The organism is Paenibacillus glucanolyticus, from assembly GCF_037333485.1.
Taxonomy (GTDB): Bacteria; Bacillota; Bacilli; order Paenibacillales; family Paenibacillaceae; genus Paenibacillus_AQ; species Paenibacillus_AQ glucanolyticus.
In genome coordinates, this window is sequence record NZ_CP147845.1 from 3,306,041 (window position 1) to 3,331,798 (window position 25,758).

Genomic DNA, 25,758 nt, shown 5'->3' on the forward strand with positions numbered 1-25,758 from the left:
GTTGAAGGTCTTGGATGCATTAAATACGCTGTATCCCTTTACTGCTATCGTTGGTCAATCCCAGTTAAAGCTTGCGCTAATCCTGAACGTCATAAATCCAAAGCTTGGCGGTGTATTGATCCGCGGAGAGAAGGGGACAGCCAAATCAACAGCCGTTCGTTCATTGTCCGGACTTGTTCCCGAACTGAACGTAGTCAATCTTCCGGTAAGTGCAACTGAAGATCGGGTAGTTGGCGCTCTGGACATCGAGCATGCAATCAAAACAGGCGAGAAGAAATTTGAGCCGGGATTGCTAGCGGCGGCACACGGTCACATTCTATATGTTGATGAAATCAATTTGCTGGATGACCACATTGTGGATGTGCTGCTGGATGCAGCAGCCATGGGGGTTAACACGGTGGAGAGGGAAGGCATATCTCATTCCCATCCTGCCCGGTTCCTTCTGGTGGGGACGATGAATCCCGAAGAGGGCGACCTGCGCCCTCAGCTTTTAGACCGTTTTGCATTATCGGTGGAGGTAGGCGGAGAGCGGGATGTGCGGGAGCGTGCGGCTGTCATTCGCAGACGGCTGGAATACGAACAGGACCCAGCGACCTTTGTTAAGCAGTATCAGTCGGAACAGGAGAACATGCTGCGGCAAATTCTGCAAGCTCGCAAACGGCTTGACGGTATACGAATCACGGATGACATGCTGGAACTGGCGGCAAGAATCGGCATAGGCCTTGAGGTCGACGGACACCGCTCTGACATAACTCTGATCAAAACAGCATTAACTTTGGCGGCATGGCATGAGCATGAGGCCGTTTGCCTGGAACATATAAAACATGCGGCTCGCTTTGTATTGCCTCATCGCATGAGGCGCCAACCGTTTGAAGAAACGGGCGGCATGGAGGAGCGCTTGCAGGCCGTGCTGGAACCTGCGCTGACGGTATGACGTGATGAACATACACCAGCATGAGCTTTTGAACATATCGTATCCCTTTAGTGCAATATGGGGACAGGAGAGGGCCAAGCGAGCGCTTCTGCTGTATCTTGTTAATCCCGCCATCGGCGGAGTCCTTGTCAGCGGTCCTTCCGGATCAGGCAAGAGTCTATTATTGCATGCGGCTTCGTCTCTGGCTCGGGGACGCCGGAAGTTATCCGTACCGGCCAATCTTACTACGGATCGGCTGTTGGGTTCATTGGACATCCAATCGACCCTGGAAACCGGGAAAATAGTCCATGCGCCAGGGTTGCTTGAAGAAGCTGACGGACAATTGCTGCTTGTGGACCATATGAACCTAATGCCTCAGACCATGATGAAGGAGATCGTCAGTGTCCTGTCAACGGGCAGATTTCACGTACAGAGGGAGGGGGTATCCGCCGAACGAAACAGCAGGTTTATGCTGCTTGCCGCTATGGACCCGGAAGAAGGGATTCCTTCGCCTCCACTGCTCGACCACTTTGGATTTTATGTGGCGATGGATCATATCGGCGAACTCGAAACCAGAGGTGAGATTATTCGAAGAGCGCTTCAGTTTGAAGGAGATCGGCCAGCGTTTAGGGACCGTTATTTGTCTGCTGAGGATGCGCTACACCTTCGATTGGAAGCTGCCGCAAGATCGCTTTCCGGGGTGGCGGTGAGTGAAGAGATGATTCAGCTATCAGCCTCCATCGCACACCAATCGGGAAGCAGCAGTTCTCGGGCTGAGCTTTGTTTGATCGAAGGCGCGAAGGCAGTCGCTGCATGGGAGGGGCGGGAGGAAGTGACTTCCGATGATGTTCGGGAAGCCGCGGAATATGCGCTGCCCCACAGAATGAGAAGTGCGGCGGAGAACCACGGCACTTCCCGGAGCACCTCTGAGGAACACGAGGGGGAGAAGCACTCCGTTTCTTCGAAGGAAGAGGAGGTCATCAGATCACAAGCACTTGTACGGCCGCATGATGGTCATGAACTAAATCGGCAGCATGATTTGAGCGGGGACTCATCATTCGATTCGGATCTGAAGACAGGCAGCGACAAGGCTGACGGGCAAAGCGATGGCCGGGACGAACAAGTGCTGCCGCCGGACGAAACGTTCTCAATCAAGCCTTTAGATCTGGACATGAAGCAGCGGGAGTTCCATCACGAAGGGCCCGGCAAGCGCAATCAAACCCGTGCGTTTCAACAGCAGGGACGATCGATCGGTTTCATGAATCCAAGCAACAGGCATAAAACGGATGTCGCTTTTGATGCAACCATTCGAGCGGCAGCCCCTTTTCAGCGCTTCAGGCCCAAAAGAAAGGGATTGGCGTTTGTCATTGAACCCGACGATTTACGCCAGAAGAAAAAGGAAAGCCGGGTAGGTGCCACGCTGCTGTTTGTGGTGGACGCCAGCGGCTCCATGGCAGCTCGAAAGCGCATGAAAGCTGTAAAAGGCGCAATTCTGTCTCTTCTGCAGGATGCATACGTGAAGCGAGATCAGATCGGCATGATTGCTTTCAGAAAGGGACAGGCGGAGCTTATTCTGCCAGTTACACGCAGTGTGGATGCCGCCTCGAAACAACTAAAGGGAATCCCCACAGGCGGGAAAACTCCGTTGGCAGCTGGGCTTGTCAAAGGCTATGAGACCATTCTTTCCGAAAAACGAAAAAACAAGGGAACATGGCCTGTGATGATTGTGGTGTCGGACGGCAGAGCCAACGAAAGTTTCACTGGACTATCCGCCAATCCTGATATTTGGAACGAATGTCTGGCAATTGCAAGGCGGATAGGTGCTGAAGGAATTCCAAGTCTGGTACTTGATACGGAACAGGGGTATGTCAGATTGGGACGCGCACAACAGCTGGCGGAAGCGCTTGGAGCGGAATATAGAATGCTGGACCACACGGATGATCAGAGATTGCTGAGTACCCTTCGCTCTACTTTGAGCTGAGCCAGCCGGTTTGTAAATAAGTTGAGAGGGGGAGATTCGATGAATATCGTTGTTTTAACAACATCGCACACAGCGATGAAAGATCTGTCACAAGTCTATAAGAATTTGGGACCTGCTCTGCGCAGCCGTTTATCGTTATCCGTATTTAATATTGAAGGAACTCTATCGGAAGAGGCGTGGAAATCGCTTGAAGTCAGCGTGGCAAGGGCAGGGTTTATCATACATGATCCTCATGGGACACCGGCTCCGACACTTGCCCGTATCCATGAATGGTGTGCTGAGGTGGAGGCCGAGCAAGTGATACTGGGCGGAAGTGCCGAAGGGATTCAAGATCTGTTTCGATTGGGTGCTTTGAGATACGAGGATACTGTGGGTGTTCGAGTGCAGGGAGGCTCTCCTGTTTCCCAGGGGGAACCGGGTATATCCAACGATTTGCGGCATTATCGTACGCTGCTTGAATATTGGAGGAATGCAGGAGATCGCAATCTGCACCACATGCTGGGCTATATTGTAACGCACTATGGAAAAGAAGCCAGCTGGCCGTCGGTCGAGCCGCCATTCGTCCTGGAATCATTGAGTATTTATGACCCGTATAAGAAACAGACATATGAATCGCTGGAAACCTATCAGACAATGACCAATATCCAGCAAGAACTGCCAACGGTAGCCGTTTTGTTTATGGGACACAGTTATCCGCTCCATACGGGGGACATAATCGGCGAAATCATTCAGGAGATTCGGAAATTCGCCCATGTGCTGCCCATCGCCATGACTTCTTTGGTTCACGTGGATTCGAAAAAGTTGAGAAATTTCCTGATGTTTGGCGGAACCCGTGGAGGGAAAGTAAACCTGATTGTCAATTTTATCCCGTTTCGGTTAGGAGCCGGTCCGACCGGCGGCAGAAGCGAAGAGATTTTAGCCCTGCTGAGGGAAGTGGAGGCGCCGATGTTTCATCCGTTTTTCCTGACCAGAAGAGAAAAAGAGGAATGGGAAAACTCGCGGCAGGGATTGTCCCCTTCGGAATTTCTTGTACAAATGATGCTGCCCGAGCTTGATGGCAGTATTGAAATGCTCCCGGTCGCTGCATTATCCGCTCGGGACTATGATGAAGAGATGCAGCTTCACATCAAGGAGCTGCAGTTAATCGAAGATCGTGCGCAGCGGCTTGTGAGCCGGGTCCAGCGGTATTTGGAACTTCAAACCAAGCCGCTGGCCAAGAAGAGGATTGCCATCATTGGGTACAATTATCCTCCAGGAGAGGGGCATCTATTCCAGGCATCCTTCCTGGATACCTTCGAGTCGATCTCCCGAATCTTGAATGCGATGAAACAACATGGCTACCACCTTACGGAAACGTATTCCGGAACGGAGCTGCGAGAGCGATTTATCCACGAAGGAATTGTGAATTCCGGCATATGGACAGACGAACGGGGGTCTGCATCTTTACTTAGGTACGACAGCGATCACTACGTTCAGAACAATGAGGTGTTTGCCAAACGACGAGAGGATTATGTTCATCAGTGGGGAGAAGCCCCAGGCGATGTCATGACGACTGAGTCCGGCGCATTCCAAATTCCGGGGCTGATGAGCGGCAATCTGTTTATCGGAGTGCAGCCCAGTCGCGGGATTCATGAGAATCCTGAAGCGGTCTATCATGATAAAGGCCTGCTTCCGCATCATCAGTATTTGGCTTTTTATCAATATATTCGGGACGAGTTCAAGGCCGATGCCATCCTGCATGTAGGAACTCACGGAACCCTTGAGTTTCTGGAGGGCAAAGAGAGCGGAATGTCCGGCGACTGTCTGCCGGATGCCCTGATTCAGGATCTTCCGCATGTGTATGCCTACTATGTCGGCAATCCATCCGAAGCTATGATTGCCAAGCGAAGAACGCATGCAACCCTGATTGGATATCAATCACCGCCCTTCACGGCAAGTGGACTATACGGCGAATATGCGAAGCTTGAAGCACTGCTGCATCATTACCGGGCTGAGGAACAGCTGAATCCGGCACGCGTGGCCGAAGCGTGGAAATTGCTGCAGGAGCAAGCAGCCTCCTTGTTTCTTGAAGCCGAGGGACCGGAAGAGATTGAGAAGGAGCTGTACCGCATCGGAAGATCCTTTATCCCTGACGGTTTGCATATTTTGGGGGAAGGCTATGATCATGAACAGGCTGCCAGGCATATGAACATGATTCTCTGTCATGATCGCGGTTCGCACGCCTCACTCCAGAGATTGTATGCCGCCTCGTTGTCTTGGGATTATGACGACCTGCTGGAGAGCCAGAACATTGATAGGCTCCAGCATCTGGACAAGTGTGTAGAGGACGCTGTCCTGTTTTATACCCGCAGCGGTGAAATTCCCGAACCTCCGCATCTGCCGGAGGAACTGCAGAGCAACTGGGAGGAAACGTGGAATCATGGATTGACGGCATACCGTTCAACCCAAGCCGATGCGGAGCTTAGCCATCTTCTCAAGGCATTGGATGGAAAATATATTCCTGTTTCTTTGGCAGGCGACTGTATTCGTAATCCGGAGGTGCTGCCCTCGGGCAATAATTTGGTACAGTTCGATCCCAGAGCTATTCCCAGCCGTACTGCCGTGATAAGCGGCTTACAAATCGCGGAGAATACGCTGAAGCTGTATCACGATGCACATCAGAAATACCCGGAAACTACCGCACTCGTAATGTGGGGACTGGAGACTTCCCGAACCCAAGGAGAAACGCTGGGACAGATTCTGGCTTATCTCGGTGTCAGAGTGAAGGAACGGGAACGCTCCATGCACAGGGAATTTGAAATTATTCCGGCGCAAGAACTTGCCAGACCCCGCTTGAATGTGGTTGTGCATATCTGTGGATTCTTCCGGGATATGTTTCCGGATCTGCTGGTGGAACTCCATCAACTATTTAAGGCTGTTTCGGAGCTGGATGAACCGGCAGAACAGAATATATTCAAACAGCGTTCCGAGCAGTTGTATGAACAATTGCGCAAGGCCGGAGCCGAGCATGACGAGGCTTGGGATTTGGCATGCGCGCGCATTTTTGGCCCTGCGGAAGGAGAATACGGGACGTCTGTAGCCAAACTGGTGGAGACCAAACAGTGGGAAGATGAAAGTCATCTGGGAGAAGCCTTTATCCACAGTCTGAAACATGTATACAGCTCGAATTACCGAGGCAGGGAAATGTACGAGCTGTACAAGGCCAATCTGGCCGCAGTAGATATCGTTTCGCAAATCCGGAGCAACCATGAGCATGAAATTATCGATCTGGACCATTATTACGAATTTTTTGGCGGTTTGGCCAAATCGGTTGAGATCTCCAAAGGGGAGACGGTCGACATATTCATTTCTGATACGACGCGAGAACATGTGCTGACCGAAGAACTCCAATATGCAGTCCAGCGAGGTGTTCGGACGCGTATGCTTAATCCCAAGTGGATCGAGGGGATGCTGAAGCATGATTATCATGGGGCACAGAAGGTGGCTGACCGAATGGAGAATCTGCTGGGTCTCGCCGCGACAACTAACCAGGTGGATTCTTGGATCTTTTCTGCAGTCCATCAGGAATATGTAGCAGATGAGCATCGCAGCAAGCAAATGAAGGACAATAACCGCTGGGCTTATCACGGCATGCTGGAGACCTTGCTTGAGAGCCATCAGCGGAATTATTGGAACGCTTCCGAGGAGGAGTTGGAGATGCTTCGGAATCGTTATCTGGAGATTGAGGGAGATTTGGAAGGCTAGCGATTCCCATAGGCTTCTTAAAAGAACAGCGTAAAAAAGCTCTTTCGCCGAGGGTCATTGCTAATGCTATGGCATATGCGATTGAGCAGCCGGATTATGTGGATGTAAGTGATTACAATAAGGAAGAAAACCAGCAATCTTCTGATCTGAAGGTTGCTGGTTTTTTTGTGTATCCTTCAACTGGCATATTTTAGAATACGGCAATGGGGAAACTACCCGAATCAAGCCTCAAACAAAAGGATAACCTATCCTTACATCTATGTTAATTAAAGGAGGTACAAGTCAAACGTGAAAGATAATTCACTCGCCCCCCACGAATCGCTCGATCTCCATGAGGTGCTGAATTTCAAGACGCTCTGTGCGGCAAAGTCCAAGCTGATGCAGGGAATCGTTTTTGACCAGGAATTAAAGATGCTTATGCAAAAAGACGTTGAACAATCTACGGTGGCTATCCATGAGCTGAAAGCGATTTATCAAAGAGCGCCATTCCAGGCTCCGGTTCCCGAAAGCAAGCCTACTCCCATTCTAAATTAAAGGTGATGACCTGATGAACAGCGATTATTTAGATCCGATCAATTCGCTTAACATGCCTGAAATGGCCGACATGACATTCGCCATGGATTTTCTGCTTCGAGCCAAGGAAGGGGTACGAAACACCGCCGTTGCCCTGACCGAAACCGTATCGTCCGATGCCAGAGAACTGCTCAAAAAGCAGTTAAAACAGGGCATTGCCCTTCACCAGGAAATTACCGAGCTTATGATCCGCAAAAAATGGTTTCATCCATATGAACTGAACGAACAATATCAGCTGGACCAGCTTTCCGCCAAAAATACGGCCATGATCGCCGGAATGAACCTGTTTCCGGGAGATACGTCGCGCAAAGGGATGTTTGACAGGACGCCGGATGAGCATAAGGGGGAAAGCCAAGCATGATGAAAGCAGTGACGTACCAAGGAGTTAAGAATGTCGTTGTCAAAGACGTTCCCGATCCGAAAATCCAAAAGCCGGACGACATGATTGTCAAGCTGACCAGCACCGCCATTTGCGGCTCCGATTTACACCTGATTCACGGCATGATTCCCAACCTTCAGGAGGATTACGTCATCGGGCATGAGCCGATGGGGATCGTAGAAGAAGTGGGGCCCGAAGTCACCAAGCTGAAAAAAGGGGATCGCGTTATTATCCCGTTCAATATTGCTTGTGGCGAATGCTTTTACTGTAAAAATCATCTGGAGAGCCAGTGCGACAATTCCAATGATAACGGAGATATGGGAGCGTATTTCGGTTACTCGGGAACGACCGGTGGGTTTCCTGGCGGGCAGGCCGAATACTTGCGGGTTCCGTTTGCCAATTTCACGCATTTTAAAATTCCGGAAAGCAATGAGCAGCCGGATGAAAGCCTTGCTTTGATCGCCGATGCGATGACAACCGCTTTTTGGAGCGTTGATAATGCGGGCGTGAAACAGGGCGATACGGTGATCGTGCTTGGCTGCGGTCCGGTCGGACTGCTTGCTCAAAAGTTCTGCTGGTTTAAAGGCGCGAAGCGGGTTATCGCGGTCGACTATGTGGATTACCGGCTGCAGCATGCCAAAAAGAACAATAACGTTGAAACCGTTAATTTCGAGCATCATGAAAATGTCGGAAGCTACCTGAAGGAAATCACCAAGGGCGGAGCGGACGTAGTCATCGATGCGGTGGGCATGGACGGAAAGATGAGCGACCTCGAGTACCTGGCGAGTGGTCTGAAGCTGCAAGGAGGGACCATGAGCGCTCTGATTATTGCTTCCCAAGCGGTTCGCAAGGGTGGGACCATTCAAATTACCGGCGTATACGGCGGACGCTACAACGGATTTCCGCTGGGAGATATCATGCAGCGCAATATAGCCATTCGCTCCGGACAAGCACCGGTCATTCATTATATGCCTTACATGTATGAACTGGTGACGACAGGGAAGGTCAACGTGGCCGATATCATTACGCATGTGATTCCGCTTAGCGAGGCCAAGCGCGGCTACGAATTGTTTGATACGAAGACGGATAACTGCATCAAAGTTATTTTAAAGCCGTGAAGAGCTGACTAAACGAGGGAGTGAACTTCTAGATGAATCCAACGTATGCAATGCATGAAGTCTTGGAGGTGCATGAGATTGCTGCCTTCAAGACGGTTTGCATGACGAAGTCCAAGACGATGCAGGCGCTGGTCACGGACCCCGAACTGAAGCTTATTCTTCAGCAGGATGCCGCCATGTCATCCGATCAGCTGTCCGAGCTCGCTGCGATCCTGACCAAAGGAAAGGAGACATTGCAATGAATCCTGTACTGGAGTACATGACGGGCATGAACAAAATGACGGATGATGTAATCGCCATGGACTTTTTGGCCACGGCCAAGAGCGGCGTCCGGAATTTGGCGATGGCCGTAACGGAATGCGTCACACCGGAAATCAAGGGTGTTCTGGAACGCCAATTGGAACAGGCAATCGATACGCATGAGAAGATCACCCATTATGCGATTGCCAAGGGATTGTATCATCCCTTCAACGTGCAGGAACAGTTCCGCGTCGATATACAGCAGATCGAAACGGCGCAGAGCATACCCTTACCATCACCAGCACCCTCACCAGTACAATAGTATCGAGCACACTTATAAATAACCGCACCTGATTTAGCAGAGAGCCGGCTGTAGCCATACAGCCGGTTTTGTTATGGCGATAGGCCACGAGCCTGGTTTATCATAAATAATATTATTGCAAATGCAACAATATTGAAGTAGAATGAATTCTAGCTATTTTTATTGAATTTGCAACAAAAATATAGAACAAGGAGTTAATTATGAAGGAGATTCTTCGTGAGATTGGAATCATAGCCAGGGCATTAGACTCCATAAGTAATATAGAATTTAAAGAGTATGATCTTACCAAAGGGCAGTATTTGTATCTTGTGCGCATATGTGAAAACCCAGGAATCATTCAAGAAAAGTTAGCAGAGATGATAAAGGTTGATAGAACAACGGCTGCCCGTGCTATTCAGAAGCTTGAAATTAAAGGATTTGTTGAAAAAAAAGACGATACCCATAACAAAAAAATCAAGAACCTCTATCCAACAGACAAAGGGGAACGAGTCTACCCTTTTTTAAAAAGAGAAAATGATTATTCCAATCGTGTTGCATTGGAGGGGCTTTCCGCACAGGAAGTAGAAACCATTTTTAATCTGCTTCAAAGAATAAGAAAAAATGTAGAAAGAGACTGGGAATTTGTAAAAAAGGGAAACGAACGAAGTTATTGATTCCATAAAAAGGAGCTACATGATCAAATGACAATAATTATAAAAAAGTGCACGCTTGAGGATTCGCGTCAACTTCAAGAAATTGGTTATGAAACGTTTAATGAAACATTTAAGGATCAGAACTCACCAGGAAATATAAATGCCTATCTGGAAAGAGCTTTTAACCTAGAACAAATAGAAAAAGAATTATCCAATAAGTTTTCGCAATTCTTTTTTGTATATTTTAATAATGAAGTTGCAGGATATTTAAAGGTCAACACCAATGATGAGCAGTCCGAAGAAATGGGAGATGAATCACTTGAAATTGAAAGGATTTATATAAAGAGTAAATTTCAAAAACATGGGCTTGGCAAATATTTGCTGAATCAAGCTAAGGATATTGCAGTAGAAAGTAATAAAAAGAAACTTTGGCTAGGCGTATGGGAAAAAAATGAAAATGCGATTGCTTTTTACGAGAAAATGGGTTTTGTTCAAACAGGAACTCATACTTTTTACATGGGTGATGAAAGACAAATCGATTTTATAATGAGCAAAATAATGATATAGCCTTTGTTTTGATAGCTGATATTGGGGACCTTGTTCGGATATGACATATAAAGATGAACTGTATGCTGCTGCTCCACTAGTTTAATGTCTGGCGACGCCAGGCGCGAGCAAAGAGTGGATAAATTACTCCCTTGACAATAAAAGGTTATTGTTCAATAATTAACACATCCAATTACTGGTAATATATCTTTCTTTTTTGTCTGACCGATACATCAACTTCACTTGGTTCATGACACTCCGCTAACACGATCCATTGTGACGAAACTCTTCTATTATGCCAGTCTATATAGATTCCTCCATATTTAGACATGACTCCATACCCCTCCATGCTTTTGCCAACAGGTGTGCTTGCTCGGTGTTGATCTCTCATAAATGCGTACTATGAATGTCAGCATTCATCAGCAGTTTACATAGCTGATTCTATATAGCAGAACAGAGCTGCTCACGCTTGATTTCTCCTACTCACGAAGATTGCGAACCCGCTTATTACGCTTCTCACAATTGCGATGAGGTATTGTTTTTCATGACTTTTTACGAGTATATAAGCTCTAAGGAGTTTATATAAATCGCCTTAAAAAGGAGCGGATGCCCACAAATAAACGGTTGTGCACAGCTTTGGCAGGATTATATTCAAGAGAGGAGGCACTCTCACACGCTTCGCGGCAAAGATAGTGTCGAAAAACGAAAGGCACATCATGACCAAACCAAATCATGGGAGGTAATGTGATGATGTTTCAAACCCGATTGGATTCCCGTTTCATCCTGCGATTCATGCTGATTGGCGGCGGATTGCTGCTCGTATTCGCTTGTATGTTCGCGTTCTCGAAGACCGTGTCAGCCCACGGATATATTAATGATCCGGCCAGCCGCGCGATTCAGTGTAAAAATGGATTGAATACCAACTGCGGCTCGATCGTCTATGAGCCGCAGAGCCTGGAGGGGCCGAAAGGTTTTCCTGCTGCCGGACCGCCTGATGGCAAAATCGCCAGCGCTGGCCTTGCCGGCTTCGCTCCGCTTGACCAGCAATCAGCTACGCGCTGGAACAAGGTAAACATGACGAGCGGCACAAAGAACTTTACTTGGATTTTTACCGCTCGCCATGCCACGACAAGCTACCGTTATTTCATCACCAAGCCGGATTGGAATCCCAATGCTCCGTTGACCCGCGCCCAGTTTGATCTGACTCCGTTCTGCACGATTAACGGGAATGGCCAGCAGCCGCCAGCCACGTTAACCCATACCTGCAACGTACCGCAAAGAGATGGTTACCATGTCATCCTCGGCGTGTGGGATATCGCGGATACCCAAAATGCCTGGTATATCGTCATCGATGCCCAATTCGGTGCTGGCGACAGCATTGCACCAACGGTGCCAACCAATTTGGCCGTCAGCAACGTTGGCACAACGACGGCCACGCTGACTTGGGGGGCCTCGACGGACAACAATGGCGTCACGGGTTATGAGGTGTACAACGGCGCTAATGTCATTGCCACTCTGCCTGGCAATCAGACAACCGCCAATCTTACCAATCTATTGGCAGGCACGAATTATAACCTCACTGTGAAGGCGTTTGATGCTTCCGGCAATCGGTCGCCTTCCAGCAATGGGGTCCAGTTTACGACCACGCAGCTCCCGGTTGACGTGACACCGCCGACCAATCCGACCGGCCTGCATGTGATGGGCACCCCGACGTCAACATCAGTCACGCTGATGTGGAATGCTTCCACTGATGCTTCGGGCATTGCTGGTTACCGAATTTACAACGGCAGCACAGTAATAGCTACCGTCACAGGAACAGCAACCGAGAAGGTCGTTACCGGTTTGTCGCCGAACACGCAATATACGTTTACGGTCCGCGCTTACGACCCGTCGAACAACGAATCTGGCAACAGCAATGCCGTCACAGTTACAACGCCTAACGGTCCGAGTGCAACGCCATGGGCAGCAAATACAGCTTATGCAGCCAATACACTCGTATCCTATGACGGCAAGGTGTACAAATGCCTCCAGGCCCATACCTCCTTGCCGGGATGGGAGCCGAGCAACGTGCCCGCGCTCTGGCAGCTGCAACCTTAAACTCAGGTCTTAGAAGAGCAGGAAGCCCGTCGCTTGCAAAGAGCGGCGGGCTTTTTTTCATGGCGATTTGGCTATCTATTCTGAACGAAGTTAAGAAATAGTTTGGATACCTCGGAGAACGATCATCCCTTTTTCCAAATGGCACCCACAGAAACTGCACATTCAGGTGCATTTTCGGGTAACCAGACCAAAGGATGTCTTTGAAGGCTAACGGTTTTTGGGTTCATCCAGGATGTCGCTATGAGGAAAGGATTCACCCCGCATTGCAGACCCAGTGAGACAGATCTATTCAGTTTCTGATGCAAAACGGCTCCATTTACGATATTCTGAATGTAACTCCAGAATTTTGATGGACAAAACCGAAGATATGGCCCAGAGAGGCCTTTTGAAAAGAGGGAATATGGTATACGAGAACAATGAAATCCCATTTCTGCTGGCATCTAAATTAAATCGACCCCAATCCCTCTACCAATCTGTCCCGCGTCCACGGCTATTGGCGCAATTGCATGAAGGATTAAAGCACAAGGCTGCTTTCGTGACGGCTCCGGCCGGTTACGGTAAAACCACACTGCTCAGTGATTGGACCAGGCATTTAGAGGTACCAGTCGGATGGTTATCGCTTGATAGCAAGGATAATGATCTCATCCGTTTCTGGAACTACGTTACGAAGGCGATCGAGCAGGCGAGGGGGGTGACCGATTCCCTTCATACCACATCGGCAGCGCTAAGTCCGGGTCAATACGAACCATTTATCGTCGCTTTGTTAAATGAATTGAACGAGTTGAATGAGACACTTGTCCTGATACTGGATGATTGGCATGTCATTCATAATGCGGATATCTTGGAGTCCGTCTCTTATTTTCTGGAATACTTACCTTCCTCCGTTCATCTATGCTTTGCAAGCCGAAGTATCCATGGATTCCTGAAATCGAGATGGATCAGCCGGAACTGGATCCATGAAATCACAACTCAACAGTTATGCTTCGATTTGCAGGAGACGCTGAAATTGTTCCAAGACGTTGAGAAGAAAGAGCTGCAGAGGGAGCAGATCGAAGGCATACTATACCAAACCGAAGGCTGGGTAACGGGCATTAAGCTGATCTCGTTGTCTTTGCGTGCCGATGAGTGGGCCGGTTCTTCCAAACATATACAATCCAGCCATGAACGCGTCGAGTCGTTTTTATTGGAGGAAGTGTTTGAGTCGCTGGGTGAGCCGCTGCGGCAATTTCTGCTGAACGTCTCCATTTTGCAGCGGATGAATGGGCCATTATGTCAAGCTGTTGCCGGAGAGGATGGTGCAGTGAAACTGGCGGAATTGGCCAAACTCAACTTATTCCTCATACCGCTAGATGAGGAGAAGAATTGGTTCCGGCTTCACCATCTGTTCGGCGAGTTTCTCCTGAAGCACCAGCAGCGCCTTGACCCCGCAAAGACAGCTGCGCTATTCCGGGCAGCTGCCGCATGGTGCGAATCGCAGGAAATGCACGAAGAAGCGGTAGATTACTATTTAGCCGGAGCGTGTTATACAGACGTTATCCGATTATTGGAACAGATGAGAAGCTTGATGATTCGCAGAGAATTCTCTACCATGAGGGACTGGTTGTCGGCCATCCCCGAGGAGCTGCTTATGCGGCATCCGTACCTTTATTTTTCGTATATTTTTTCATTGTTGTGGGCTCAAGAACTTGAACTGGCGGAGCGGTATCTGCAGCTGGCTGAGCAGCATTATGATGCTTCCTCGGCAAGCTGGACTAAGGAAGAGAATCATCGTTATTTGGGGTATCTGTATTATGTAAGGAACTTTAAAGCGACCCAATATGACATGGACATGATTAAAGGACTGGAATACATCCGACTTTCTCTTCAATATAGTCCTACGGGAACGGATCTGATCTTTGCATCCCCTCATATGCCACTGGCTCCGTCCATTTACAGGTCATATAATGGTAAACGTGGTCAGCATTTGCCTCGAGGCCTCTCCGATACTTTCTTTTTGAGTATGATCGAATTCATGAAGCCGATGGGTCTGCAGGATTCGGTTGTGGTCTGTTACGGAGAGTTGCTTTACGAACGCAATGAACTGAAGCAGGCGGAGGATTACTTTAGGTTGGGATTGCAAGGCCGAAGCCAGGCGCATTATCAACCAGAGAAGGTATACGTTCCGGCAAGTCTGTTCCTTTCCCGTATCAGCCAATCCAGGCAGGATATCTCCCAGGCTGAAAAATGGTTGGAAGAAGCTTATCGGAGAGCGCTCGAGGACGAGGCCAAGGCTGCTCTTATCCTGCTCGATTTGGAGATGGCACGTATGCGGCTGAATGCAGGGGATCTGTCAGCTGCTGATGAATGGAAGAATCGCTACAGGCTAGCGGCAGATGATCCGGTATCCGTATATCAGTTATTCGTCTATATCTTCCTCGTTAGCGTGTTGATGGAGAGTGGAAACGCAAGGGAAGCCTGGGCTTTATCTGAGAGGTTGCTGCCCATCGCGGTAAAAGGCCATCGCCCGATGGATGCCTTGGACATACAAGTACTCCAGGCAATGATGCTGCGACTTGAGGGTAAATCGCAGCAAGCACTGCTTAAATTGGAAGAAGCACTGAAATTCGCGGAACCCGATGATTATATCCGTGTGTTCGTCGATAAAGGCAGTCGGGTTGCAGAGCTGCTTACGGATTATGTTCAGCATCGCCAGAGAGGGAGCATTAGAGATAAAAATGCACCTTCACTATCGTATGTGCGAAGGATTCTCTCTGGTTTCGGAGGAACTGCCGAATCGCCGGAACAAGGCAAAATCACATTGGAGAACCTTCTGACACCACGAGAATATGCGGTTTTTCGTTACATGGAAGAGGGGATGGACAATCAGGCGATTGTTGCCGCGCTCGGCTTCGGCATGGGGACCTTGAAAGCGCACATCAATCGCATTTACAGCAAGCTGCAGGCGAAGAACCGAGTAGAGGCCATTAAACGAGGCAAAGAAATTCAAGGCTAGCCTAGAGGATTTAGCAGAAGACCCGCCAACCGGCGGGTTTTTTCATTGGTTCGACTATAACCAAGACTATAACCGGGGTTAGATTCGCATGATCGGGAAATCGAATATACTACGGATCGTGGCTATCGAAAATAATGAAAGGAAGAAAAGATGAAATGAGACGCATCTTCTGTATTTTAATGGTTTTTGTGCTATGGTTAGGAACTTTCCCGTTTCAGGCATTTGGCTACTTGCAGGTCGGCATGTCAGGTGACGGGTCTGCGGGTAATCCATACATCATCACCACATTAGATCAATTGAACGCCGTGCGTAATGACCTAGACGCTCATTACAGATTAGGGGCAGATATCGATGCTTCGGATACGGCAAGCTGGAACAATGGGGAAGGATTTATACCTATCGGCACCGTTGGAATTATCCATAGCGAGTTTAACGGCTCTCTCGACGGAGCGGGATATGTGATTCGCAATCTAACCATACATCGTCCACATGCTGATGTTGCCGGTCTGTTCGGGGTTATGGGTTCCAGCGGGGTGTTGAAGGATGTCGCTCTCGAAGGAGGTTCGATCACAGGAAAACTCGATGTAGGCGGGCTGACGGGGCGCAACTATGGCAGGGTGGACCGGTCCTTTGTTACAGGAACGGTTAGCAGCAATGAAGGCATCGTCGGAGGGGTGGCAGGCTACAATGGCATTGACGGTGAAATCACCTTTTCTTACAGCACCGGTGATGTAAGTGGCGTCACTTATGTTGGCGGTTTGGTAGGACGCAATGACGGGAAGGTGAGTAATTCCTACGCTACCGGTACCATCTCCGGTACGTCTATCATCGGGGGATTAGTAGGAGACAATGAAGGTGGAGAGATCATCCGCTCATACGCCGCTGGGGCCGTTAGCGGCAGCGCAGAACATGTGGGCGGACTAGTCGGCTTTAATATTTCCGCATCCATTCGCAACTCCTATGCCACTGGCGCCGTCAGTGGGCGGAGTGGCATAGGAGGATTGGTGGGCAGCACGAGCCACGGCTTGATAAGTCATTCTTATGCCACGGGTTATGTCAACGGGAGCAACCATATTGTCGGTGGATTGGTTGGGGACAATAGCGGAGAAATAAGCAGCAGCTTCTGGGATACCGAAACGGTCGGTTTAAACAGCGCCTGCGGAAACGATACATATAATAAATGCGCAGCTACCCCTCTCACTACAGCACAGGCGCTTATCCAAACCAGCTATCCGGACTGGGATTTCACGAATGATTGGTTTATGGTCGAAGACTCCACACGGCCGTTTCTGCGGACGGAATGGTCGACCGTCATCCAGAATTCCCATCAGCTGCAATTGATGGAACTGGATTTGTCAGCACAGTATACCTTGTCGAAGAATATTGATTTCGAAGCGACATTCAAGGACGACTCTCGCTCTGATATGTGGGCGACGGGTGCAGGTCATGGGTATGGTTTTGAACCGATTGGCAGCAGGAGCACCTCTTTCACGGGCACACTCGACGGCCAAGGTCATGCTATTACGGGTCTTTATATCCATCGAAACGGTTTATCGAATGTTGGGTTGTTCGGCCATATTTCCGGTGGTGAGGTTCGGGATCTGGATTTGAAGAGCGGATTCATCTCCGGAGACAGCTATACAGGCATGCTGGCAGGAGAGACCGATTCTGGCAGTCAAATCACGCAGGTTCATGCAACAGGGAGTGTTACCGGAACCAGCATGACTGGGGGATTGGTTGGAAATCACTATGGCAAGCTTACAGGTTCCAGTTCAAGTGCAACAATTAATGGTCAATTCAATGTTGGCGGATTGGTAGGACATCTGGATATGGGGGGAGAGATTAACCGGTCATTCGCCGCAAGTCATGTTACCGGTATGGATTTTGTTGGCGGACTGGTGGGGCGCAATGAGCGTGGTCAGGTACATAATGCGTACGCTACAGGTTCCGTTAGTGGTCGCGCCGAAGTCGGCGGACTGGTAGGACGGAATGTCGGTAAGATCGGTACGACTTACGCTGCTGGTCAGGTTAAAGGCAGTAACGAAGTCGGTGGTCTGGTGGGACGGAAATTCGACACGATTACCGCCAGCCTCTATAATCTGGAAACGTCAGGTCAGTCCGATACAGGCAAAGGGGAACCGCAAAAGACGTCGAACATGAAGCAGTACTCCGCCTATGGTAGCGAATGGGATTTCGGTGCAACTTGGTTGCTGCAAGAAGGGAAGATGTACCCCGTCCTGCAAGGGATCACAAGCAATCTCGAATGGGACGCTGCCCCACCAACGATCGTCAGCGCGAAGATCGAAAGTGATCATCCGGACCGGGTCATCGTAACCTTCGATGAAGATGTCCGACTAACGGATGCTGCGGGGATCGCGATTACGGCTAACGGCAACTCCACAACCATCACTGGTGTTGATGGAATGGGCACGAAGGAGCTTGTCTTTAGCGTGGATCAAGTGTTCGAAGAAAACGAGCGCGTGCAACTCTCCTACGATATGGCAGCCGGAAATATAACCGACGCTGCTAACCATGCGTTGCTTGGTGTTACGGATGTCGAGATCGTCTGGATGGTTCCGGCTGATCATACGCCGCCATCTATCGTCATTACGATGACCACTGCGGATGGAAGGGAGTATGTCGATGGTTCATGGAGCGACCAAGCAGTGAGCGTAAGCGCCGAAGCATCGGATGAGCGCGGCGTGACTTCGTTTACCTATTCTCTGGATGACGAAGTGACATGGAGTCCTTATGTATCGGATATCGTCTTACAGGATGACGGCGTTCATCGGATAACGTTCAAAGCCGTTGATACAGCAGATAATGAAGCGGTCGAACAACGGACGGTCAACATAAGCACGACAGGAATCACGCTAACGCCAACACTTGTAAAGGCAGATGGAAGCGAATATGTAAGCGGCGAATGGAGCAAGGCAAATGTCATCGTGAGCGTATATGCCGAATCGGGAGTCAGCGGAATTAATGGTCTTACCTATTCACTGAATGGAGGCGCCTTACAACCGTATGACAATAAAGGAAATCTTGAAATATCGAACGAAGGTGAGCATACCATCCTGTTTCAGGTATCCAACGCTGCGGGGGATACGCTCTCCCTGACGATCTTGGTGAAGATCGATCGTACACGACCGACAATCACCATCCATCCAAATGGCAGTGAAATACAGACGGCAGCGGTAACACCGACCGTCACGGTGACTGACACAGGAAGTAGGCCAGATGCATCCTCATTGGAATATGTCTGGACGACCGATATGTCTGCGCCAACCGCTGGCTGGATGTCGTTTGTGGACGGGGCCGTGCTTGGTAAGAACGGGGTGGAGGGTGATTGGTACTTGCATGTCAGAGCCCGTGATCAAGCGGGCAATGCGAGTAATCTGACTTCCAGCCGGTATCGTTTGATCACCAAGAGGATTGATGAAGCAAACGAAACCAATCCAACGCACGAAACCAATGTACCATCGCTCCCGAGCAACAGCTTTCTGGTAGGCGCGGAGGGCAGAACGATTGTTTTTGATGGTGGGCAAGTCCGAATCCCTGCCAAAGCTCTGAAACGACCGTTTTATGTATCCATACATCAACTAACCCTTCAGGCTGTCCCTCCTCTAAGAGAGGGTGAACGATGGGTAAGTAAAGTTATTGAGTTGAAGAAAGATGTATCAGGGAAATTTGATGAAGACGTAACGATCAGTTTGAAATTTGATGTGGACTCCAGTCGTAAAGACAGCGATGAACTCCTACTCTATCAGTTCAACGAAGATCTGAAAGAGTGGGTAGAACTAGATAACGTCGTCGTAGATTGGCTGGCAGGAACGGTAAGCGGTACGACCGACCATTTTAGCACATTTGCAGTCATCGAGAGAAAGATCGTCCAGGAGCCTGGAATCGGGGCTGCGTTTACAGATATCCAAGGTCACTGGGCGGAGAAGAACATCGAGAAACTTGCAGGAACAGGCATTGTGAACGGTTATATCGACGGCAGCTTCAAGCCTGATCGTACGATTAGCCGTGCTGAATTCACTGCGATGCTGGTGCGAGCGCTGGGTCTCACAAGTGATGGAAGCAACACATTTGATGATATGGCGGATCATTGGGCGAAGCAAGCCGTTTCTGCTGCGTATTCAAACGGGATTATTCAGGGATACGATCAGCGTACCTTCGCTCCCGATGACTTCATTACCCGCGAGCAAATGGCCGTGATGGTGGTTAATGCTTTGCGTATTAATCAAACGATTACGAATAGAAGCTTTGCCGATCAGGACAAGATTTCCACATGGGCACATGATGCGGTCATGATGGCGACAGCGTATGGAATCATAACCGGCTACCCTAACAACATGTTGAAACCGAAATCCCAGGCTACCCGGGCAGAGGCGATTACTGTGATCTTGAGAGCCACTGAGGAGCAGGAATGATCGGGCAAGCGACAACAGAAATAAAGACGCAGATGACATAAATGGTCTCATTAAAAGTCGCTATTCAAGCGGCTTTTTTTGTTTTACTGGGTACAAATTCTGTCTTCGACTGGACAAGAACTTGTGTGGCTCAACGAATAATGAACTTTCTTATAGAGCATATGTATCCTGCCAAGATCGATTAGACATATGGTCAACCAGTCATCCAAGCATGCCCTGAACCAAGCAGCGTGCACACAGGGAGGAGTGCGCACACTGCATCCGAGTTGTATAACTTGAACCAGCATGAAACGTTGTGAATAAAAGAAATTCACGTATAACGAAACATAACTACCTCTTTTAACGTATATCCATTCAGTTTCATATTTTAACAGAGAACACGATAGAGAAGTCTATAGACTATCGTAGAGGTCACGTCTATGCCGGTGTTGAAAAAACGAAAGTGGATGTTATGGGTATCAACTTTAGTTCTTATCGTTGCAGTTTCAATAACCATTTTCATGCAAATCATCATTCATTCCAATGTACCCGAACTGGCAGAAGGAAGCATTGAGCAGCGATATGCACAGCAAGGAAGCCATTCTGTAAAGTTGGAAGAAGTGAAGAGTTCGAGCGGGGAGGCTTTATTTAGAGTATACTACCCCGCATTTCAAGGAGACGAAACCTATCCTATTATTTCATGGGGAAATGGAACAGATGCTACGCCAGATCGTTATGATGAGCTCTTCACTCATCTAGCAAGCTGGGGATTCATTGTAATCGATTCCTATAGCAAGACAACAGGAACAGGCAAAGAAATTGTGGGGGCAATTGATTATTTGAAACATGAAAACGAACGAGCAAACAGCTTGTTTTATCAAAAAGTACAAATAGAACATATTGGTGCGGCTGGACATTCTCAAGGGTCTACGGGGGTCATTAATGCTCATACCAACTATAAAAGCGGATCGTTGATTAAGACGGTTGTATCCATCGCTCTCCCGGATTTGAAGCATTGTGATCCGGAAGATGTGTACGATACATCGCGTATTACCGTTCCCTTCTTCATTATGGGCGGTACACGAGATTTTCTAATCTCGCCGGTATCAACGAATCAATTAGCCTTGCACAGTTCGAACGCAAGCACGCCAGTGATGATGGGGATGGCCAAAGGTGCAGCTCATACAGCGATTGAAGGCAATGGTGGCAATCATAGGGGGTACTTGACGGCTTGGATGAGATATCAGCTGCTTGATGATCAGGAAGCCATGAAGGCATTTCATGGGGATTCTTCCGAGATGATGCTTAATACCAATTGGGAGGACGTGATACAAGCAAATATGGGTGAGTCAGACTGGTAACCATTCAAGAAACAAACTCTCGAAATGACCGTGAACCCAGTGGATATCTAATAGATCAGGGATGAATATCACGAATGATATGTTTCCTTTATAAATTGAATAAAGTGTGCAGTAGCTGGGCTGAAAATCTTATTCTTGTTCCAAGCGATGACATGGGTAGTAATTCGTTCAGGTTCAAAAGGAACAAAACAAGTGCTGCTGCTTTCTCGGATTGTATAGGCTCCACCCACACATATTGCATATCCAAGTTTCCTTTCCACCAACAGCATAGCATTCGTCAATAAATTATGTGATGCAATAATACAAAGGTTATCCTCCTCAACACCAAGCCAGCTTGTAATTTCATTCTGTACAATGGTACGTCGGGGTACAATCAAGGGTAAGGAAAGGATATCTTGGATACTAACAGACTTTTTTTCGGCTAGAGGATCATCACGTCTCATCAGAATCCCCCACTTTTCCTGATGAGGCAATCGAATATAGTCATATTTAGCGGTTTCAATCGGTTCCAATAGAATTCCGATATCTACATTTCCTCGGTCAAGTTTCTCCCGAATGTCATCTCCATCTGCACTATACAATTCATATTGCACCCTAGGGTGCTGATTCGAAAATTTCTCTAACCATTCTGGCAAAGTTCTTGATACCGTGGACTCTACACAACCAACAGAAACCACTCCACCAATCAAATCTTTTTGTTCTGCCAGATCTCTTTCTGTCTTATCTAAGAGAGAAACCATTTCTTTGACTCTTTGTTGAAACAAAAGACCGCTATTGGTTAGTGTGATCTGTCTTTTGCCGCGTATAAATAAACGAGTCCCCAATTCTTCTTCAAGGTCCATCAGCTGCCTGCTTAGGGTAGGCTGTGTAACATGAAGGATTTCTGCTGCTTTTGTTATGTTTCCAACTTTAGCCACCGTCAAAAAATACTTAAACACACGAATATCCATTTTTCATATCATCCTTTCATAATCTGATGGAGGGTTTCCTGATGATTATACGATACATATTAGGCATGATAAAACATTCATCATAGGCATTTGAAATTTTTCGCGCAGAAAATTACTATGGGTATATAACATACACAAAATTGTGGACTTGAAAAAAAACGGTTAAGAAAGGAAATGATTATGAAGAAAAGGAATCTGGGCAAAAACGGTTTGGAGACCTCGGAAGTTGGATTTGGATGTATGGGATTAAACCATCATCGGGGACCGGCAAAAGACCGTCGCGAGATGATTTCCGTTATACACTCAGCTATTGATTCGGGCATTACGATGTTGGATACAGCGGAAGTTTATGGTCCTTACACAAATGAGGAGCTTGTTGGGGAGGCGCTCGCAGGGCAACGGAGTAAGGTACAGATTGCAACGAAAGGAGGCTTTAAGATCACTGGCTTAACCAATGAGCTGGACAGCCGGCCAGAATCCATTGTCCATTCGGTGGAAGGGTCCTTAAAAAGATTACAAACGGATTATATCGATTTGTACTACATTCATCGCGTAGATCCAAAGGTTCCCATTGAAGAAGTGGCGTTGACCATGCAGCAGTTGAAAAAAGACGGGAAGATCCTCCATTGGGGGTTGTCGGAGGCGGGCGCTGAAACGATTCGCCGTGCGCATTGCGTTGAACCGCTGACGGCAGTGGAGAGTGAATACTCGATTTGGTGGCGGGAAACTGAAAGGGACATATTCCCCGTACTCGAAGAATTGGGAATCGGTTTGGTAGCCTATAGTCCTCTTGGTCGTGGATTTCTTACCGGAAAAATAGATAAGAACGCTTCTTTCACCGAGAACGACAACCGGGGGGAGCTCCCGCGGTTTACTAAAGAAGCGATGGAAGCAAATCAGGTGATTGTTGATTATTTGAATAAAGTGGCTGAGATGAAAAATGTAACCACAGCGCAAGTAGCACTCGCATGGATTCTTGCCCAAAAGCCCTATATCGTACCTATTCCAGGGACAACCAACGTTAATAGAATCTCCGAAAATATTGCAGCAAGCGATATCGTCTTCACTGAACAGGAGGTGAGGGTAATCAATGATGAGATTGGCAAGATCCAAATTGTTGGCGACCGTTATCCAGAAGCCGAGAAGAGAAGGACAGGTAAGTAAATGAGGTTGTGCCTTCTTGCATCCTGAGATTTTCCTGCAAAATACTGATGCACAAGCTGTGAATCCAGGGTATGGATGTGTTCATCATTGGGATAATGGGCAAGATCAGCGGACTGCTGGCGCAGAAGCTGCCGTTTACGAGATCAGCTGCCTCTGTTCAACTAACTTAAAAGTTACCTTGTAAAAATTCGTGTTCATAAACCGCTTGAATTCTTTCCAGAACGTTTGATGCCTGGTCTTTGAATTTTAATTCCGCAACCTGGCCTTTCAGCAAATACACGCCAGTTTTATTGTGGTGTTCCCCTAAAGCTCCTTCATACAGCTTGTTCGCGCCGTGAGTAGGAGGGGAGAAAAATAGCTTCATTAGTATTTCAATCAAAAAGGGCAATCCGGATTGTTTTCCTTTTCTTAGCGTATTATTGCTACCTGGGTCAACGCTGCGAATCTTGATGTCATCCTTGGCAAGCTGCGCCGCGATGGCCTGAGTCCAGAGTGAAAGAGCCAGCTTTGATGTTGCGTAAGGACCAAGCAGCTTGCGGAAGGTTTTGGGACGTTCCAGGATATCGATAGTGAATTCTTTAGTGAATTTTAGCGCTGAAGATGAGGTGTTGATCACCGTTTTTAAGCGACCCGCTTTTAGGAGTTCCTTCAACTCCATCAGAATAATATACGGAACGACCGTCAACAGCTCATAATGCTTCTCGCGTCCTTGTTTCGAATAACTCAGCTCGGGAAAGGACCCTCCGGCATTATTGAACAAAATATCAATTCGCTGCTCCTTGCGATTAATCTCTTCCAAAGTACGTCTCAAGCTGGCATAATCGGCAAGATCATCTGTTTTATAAAGTCGAAGTGATCCACTCTTTATTGCATGTTGGATGTTCACATCCTCCGCCGGAAAGTCGGAACGGTTCAAAGCAATCACCTGCCAGTCCTCTGACAGCAACTTTCGTGTTAATTCCAACCCGATCCCGGCGCTTGCACCTGTAATTAATGCGATATGTTCACGTGTATTCTTGTTCATTGTACATCTCCTCCTGATCTCCAGGGTATTTGCCCTGATAGCTCACACTCTACAAGTTGAAGTCGACTCCAAGTCAAGGCGCGAAACCAAGTTTTTTTCTAAAGAATTAGAAACTTGACTTGGAGCCAGCACCAGGATGTATAATGCACAGAAACACAAGCCTCAGGAGGGAACAGGATGAAGGAAGAGCGATTCTACACAATAAAGCAAACCGCCGAGTTAACCGGAATTACGGAGGATACGATCCGTTATTACGAAAAGATTGCGCTGCTGCCTCGTGCAGAGCGGAAGGACAACGGGCATCGCATCTACCGGGAGGAGGATATCCATACGATCCGGCTGATACCATGCCTGAAAAAAACGGGGATGCCGCTAGAGCAAATGCGCCCTTTTCTGGCAATCTCCGCCGATACCGATCCCGCGGAATATCCCGAGCTGGTGGAACTTTTAAGGAGCCATCGGGATAATATGGTCAGCCAGATCAACTCGCTGCAGCAGGTCGTCGATTTTATCGACATGAAGTTGGAGGAGGGCAGGTATCGACGGGACTGCTCAGGTGAAACTCAAGATGACTTATTAGAGCAAAAGGTGAGGCAAGTGAGACCAAAGCCCATCTCACCTGTTGAGATGATTTATTTCTCCGAATCGGCCAAAACGGGCAAATTACCTTCCTCAGCAAAATAAGTCGTAATAAGCGGCTTCTGCAGTTTCCTCTTACGCATATCCATCCTATGGCTGCTGCAGCCATCGATGTACTTCAGGAAACAGCACGCTCCACGTGGATTCGTGATGTGTTCCGCCAGGAATTATATCGAATCGAATCTGCTTCTCGGGAACCCCTGATGCTATCAAGGTCTGGTGTACCAATGCGACGTGCTCGCAGGCAAGCCGATTGAAGTCGGGATTGTCGGTTTCCAGTTCTCCAATGCTTAGATAGACGCGAAGCACAGGGGAGAGGTCCGACTCTTGAATCAATTGGATGATCCCACCACTGTCGTGCCACATGACAAAGGAAACCCCGCCCACACGGCCAAACTGATCCGGATAGCGAATAGCCGTATACAACGAGACGTAAGCACCAAACGAACTTCCAGCAATGGTCGTAAACTCCGCTTCAGGAAGCGTCCTGTAGTGGCTGTCGATATAGGGTTTAAGTGTCTCCGCCAGGAAATCCGCATACGCCGCACCCTTGCCCCCGAAGTTGTACTCCTCATTGATCGTAAAGTTATATTCATGGTTGCGGTCGTCACCCCCATGATCGATAGCGACCACGATCACCTCCAGTGCCGGGTCCTCCAGTGCTTTTTTAC

Annotated in this window: 19 protein-coding genes; 16 read left to right on the forward strand and 3 right to left on the reverse strand. The window is 48.3% G+C overall.

From position 1 onward, the window contains the following. The first annotated feature begins 10 nt into the window (after positions 1 to 10). From WDY75_RS15660 to WDY75_RS15725, 14 genes are all read left to right on the forward strand, one after another. Positions 11 to 934 (forward strand): ATP-binding protein, encoded by a 924-nt coding sequence (locus tag WDY75_RS15660; protein WP_063479640.1) that lies wholly within the window; start codon positions 11 to 13, stop codon positions 932 to 934. A 4-nt stretch (positions 935 to 938) separates the two neighbouring features. After that, a complete protein-coding gene (locus WDY75_RS15665; RefSeq protein ID WP_063479639.1) occupies positions 939 to 2,894 on the forward strand; it encodes a VWA domain-containing protein in 1,956 nt (651 codons plus the stop codon). Between the two features lie 39 nt (positions 2,895 to 2,933). Then, positions 2,934 to 6,638: a cobaltochelatase subunit CobN gene (locus WDY75_RS15670; protein ID WP_063479638.1), complete on the forward strand. Its 3,705-nt coding sequence runs from the start codon at positions 2,934 to 2,936 to the stop codon at positions 6,636 to 6,638. 288 nt (positions 6,639 to 6,926) lie between these two features. Then, positions 6,927 to 7,172 carry a hypothetical protein gene (locus tag WDY75_RS15675; RefSeq protein WP_006210207.1) on the forward strand — a complete coding sequence of 82 codons (246 nt, stop codon included), beginning with the start codon at positions 6,927 to 6,929 and terminating at the stop codon, positions 7,170 to 7,172. Between the two features lie 13 nt (positions 7,173 to 7,185). Next, on the forward strand, positions 7,186 to 7,572 hold the full coding sequence (locus tag WDY75_RS15680) for a spore coat protein (protein WP_006210206.1): 387 nt from the start codon (positions 7,186 to 7,188) through the stop codon (positions 7,570 to 7,572). After that, complete coding sequence (locus WDY75_RS15685; RefSeq protein ID WP_040680683.1) at positions 7,572 to 8,708, forward strand: zinc-dependent alcohol dehydrogenase; 1,137 nt, start codon at positions 7,572 to 7,574, stop codon at positions 8,706 to 8,708. Before WDY75_RS15680 ends, WDY75_RS15685 begins: the two co-directional genes overlap by 1 nt. Positions 8,709 to 8,740: 32 nt before the next feature. Beyond that, the gene (locus WDY75_RS15690) at positions 8,741 to 8,950 is read left to right on the forward strand and encodes a hypothetical protein (RefSeq protein ID WP_036639034.1); all 210 of its coding nucleotides are present in this window, start codon (positions 8,741 to 8,743) and stop codon (positions 8,948 to 8,950) included. Beyond that, complete coding sequence (locus WDY75_RS15695) at positions 8,947 to 9,270, forward strand: spore coat protein (protein WP_063479637.1); 324 nt, start codon at positions 8,947 to 8,949, stop codon at positions 9,268 to 9,270. The genes WDY75_RS15690 and WDY75_RS15695 overlap by 4 nt, the downstream gene beginning before the upstream one ends. A gap of 200 nt (positions 9,271 to 9,470) precedes the next feature. Then, a complete protein-coding gene (locus WDY75_RS15700) occupies positions 9,471 to 9,923 on the forward strand; it encodes a MarR family winged helix-turn-helix transcriptional regulator (protein WP_006210201.1) in 453 nt (150 codons plus the stop codon). Positions 9,924 to 9,950: 27 nt separating this feature from the next. Next, complete coding sequence (locus WDY75_RS15705; RefSeq protein ID WP_063479636.1) at positions 9,951 to 10,469, forward strand: GNAT family N-acetyltransferase; 519 nt, start codon at positions 9,951 to 9,953, stop codon at positions 10,467 to 10,469. Between the two features lie 729 nt (positions 10,470 to 11,198). Continuing rightward, on the forward strand, positions 11,199 to 12,545 hold the full coding sequence (locus WDY75_RS15710) for a lytic polysaccharide monooxygenase (protein ID WP_063479839.1): 1,347 nt from the start codon (positions 11,199 to 11,201) through the stop codon (positions 12,543 to 12,545). A gap of 385 nt (positions 12,546 to 12,930) precedes the next feature. Next, positions 12,931 to 15,537, forward strand: a complete 2,607-nt coding sequence (locus WDY75_RS15715) for a LuxR C-terminal-related transcriptional regulator (RefSeq protein ID WP_231888086.1) — start codon at positions 12,931 to 12,933, stop codon at positions 15,535 to 15,537. 155 nt (positions 15,538 to 15,692) lie between these two features. Beyond that, on the forward strand, positions 15,693 to 19,970 hold the full coding sequence (locus WDY75_RS15720; RefSeq protein WP_063479634.1) for an S-layer homology domain-containing protein: 4,278 nt from the start codon (positions 15,693 to 15,695) through the stop codon (positions 19,968 to 19,970). 419 nt (positions 19,971 to 20,389) lie between these two features. After that, positions 20,390 to 21,310, forward strand: a complete 921-nt coding sequence (locus tag WDY75_RS15725; protein WP_063479633.1) for a hypothetical protein — start codon at positions 20,390 to 20,392, stop codon at positions 21,308 to 21,310. Positions 21,311 to 21,378: 68 nt separating this feature from the next. On the opposite strand, the gene WDY75_RS15730 is transcribed toward WDY75_RS15725, so the two are convergent. Then, positions 21,379 to 22,260 carry a LysR family transcriptional regulator gene (locus WDY75_RS15730; RefSeq protein WP_036639054.1) on the reverse strand — a complete coding sequence of 294 codons (882 nt, stop codon included), beginning with the start codon at positions 22,258 to 22,260 and terminating at the stop codon, positions 21,379 to 21,381. A 180-nt stretch (positions 22,261 to 22,440) separates the two neighbouring features. Between WDY75_RS15730 and WDY75_RS15735 the strand changes: the two genes are divergently transcribed. Further along, a complete protein-coding gene (locus WDY75_RS15735) occupies positions 22,441 to 23,424 on the forward strand; it encodes an aldo/keto reductase (protein ID WP_063479632.1) in 984 nt (327 codons plus the stop codon). Between the two features lie 166 nt (positions 23,425 to 23,590). Here the strand turns inward: WDY75_RS15735 and WDY75_RS15740 are convergent, their stop codons facing one another. Next, entirely contained in the window at positions 23,591 to 24,448 is an 858-nt protein-coding gene (locus WDY75_RS15740) for an SDR family NAD(P)-dependent oxidoreductase (RefSeq protein WP_063479631.1), read from the reverse strand. A 177-nt stretch (positions 24,449 to 24,625) separates the two neighbouring features. Between WDY75_RS15740 and WDY75_RS15745 the strand changes: the two genes are divergently transcribed. Continuing rightward, positions 24,626 to 25,132, forward strand: coding sequence for a MerR family transcriptional regulator (locus WDY75_RS15745; protein ID WP_036639061.1), 507 nt, complete (start codon positions 24,626 to 24,628; stop codon positions 25,130 to 25,132). Between the two features lie 45 nt (positions 25,133 to 25,177). On the opposite strand, the gene WDY75_RS15750 is transcribed toward WDY75_RS15745, so the two are convergent. Then, complete coding sequence (locus WDY75_RS15750) at positions 25,178 to 25,720, reverse strand: alpha/beta hydrolase-fold protein (protein ID WP_231888085.1); 543 nt, start codon at positions 25,718 to 25,720, stop codon at positions 25,178 to 25,180. Between the last annotated feature and the right edge of the window lie 38 nt (positions 25,721 to 25,758).

Excerpts from the sequence above, each read along its gene's own strand:
- WDY75_RS15665 (WP_063479639.1), top strand. The coding sequence starts at position 939 with ATGAACATACACCAGCATGAGCTTTTGAACATATCGTATCCCTTTAGT.
- WDY75_RS15670 (WP_063479638.1), top strand. The coding sequence starts at position 2,934 with ATGAATATCGTTGTTTTAACAACATCGCACACAGCGATGAAAGATCTG.
- WDY75_RS15680 (WP_006210206.1), top strand. The coding sequence starts at position 7,186 with ATGAACAGCGATTATTTAGATCCGATCAATTCGCTTAACATGCCTGAA.
- WDY75_RS15685 (WP_040680683.1), top strand. The coding sequence starts at position 7,572 with ATGAAAGCAGTGACGTACCAAGGAGTTAAGAATGTCGTTGTCAAAGAC.
- WDY75_RS15690 (WP_036639034.1), top strand. The coding sequence starts at position 8,741 with ATGAATCCAACGTATGCAATGCATGAAGTCTTGGAGGTGCATGAGATT.
- WDY75_RS15695 (WP_063479637.1), top strand. The coding sequence starts at position 8,947 with ATGAATCCTGTACTGGAGTACATGACGGGCATGAACAAAATGACGGAT.
- WDY75_RS15700 (WP_006210201.1), top strand. The coding sequence starts at position 9,471 with ATGAAGGAGATTCTTCGTGAGATTGGAATCATAGCCAGGGCATTAGAC.
- WDY75_RS15705 (WP_063479636.1), top strand. The coding sequence starts at position 9,951 with ATGACAATAATTATAAAAAAGTGCACGCTTGAGGATTCGCGTCAACTT.
- WDY75_RS15710 (WP_063479839.1), top strand. The coding sequence starts at position 11,199 with ATGTTTCAAACCCGATTGGATTCCCGTTTCATCCTGCGATTCATGCTG.
- WDY75_RS15720 (WP_063479634.1), top strand. The coding sequence starts at position 15,693 with ATGAGACGCATCTTCTGTATTTTAATGGTTTTTGTGCTATGGTTAGGA.
- WDY75_RS15725 (WP_063479633.1), top strand. The coding sequence starts at position 20,390 with ATGCCGGTGTTGAAAAAACGAAAGTGGATGTTATGGGTATCAACTTTA.
- WDY75_RS15730 (WP_036639054.1), bottom strand. The coding sequence starts at position 22,260 with ATGGATATTCGTGTGTTTAAGTATTTTTTGACGGTGGCTAAAGTTGGA.
- WDY75_RS15735 (WP_063479632.1), top strand. The coding sequence starts at position 22,441 with ATGAAGAAAAGGAATCTGGGCAAAAACGGTTTGGAGACCTCGGAAGTT.
- WDY75_RS15740 (WP_063479631.1), bottom strand. The coding sequence starts at position 24,448 with ATGAACAAGAATACACGTGAACATATCGCATTAATTACAGGTGCAAGC.
- WDY75_RS15745 (WP_036639061.1), top strand. The coding sequence starts at position 24,626 with ATGAAGGAAGAGCGATTCTACACAATAAAGCAAACCGCCGAGTTAACC.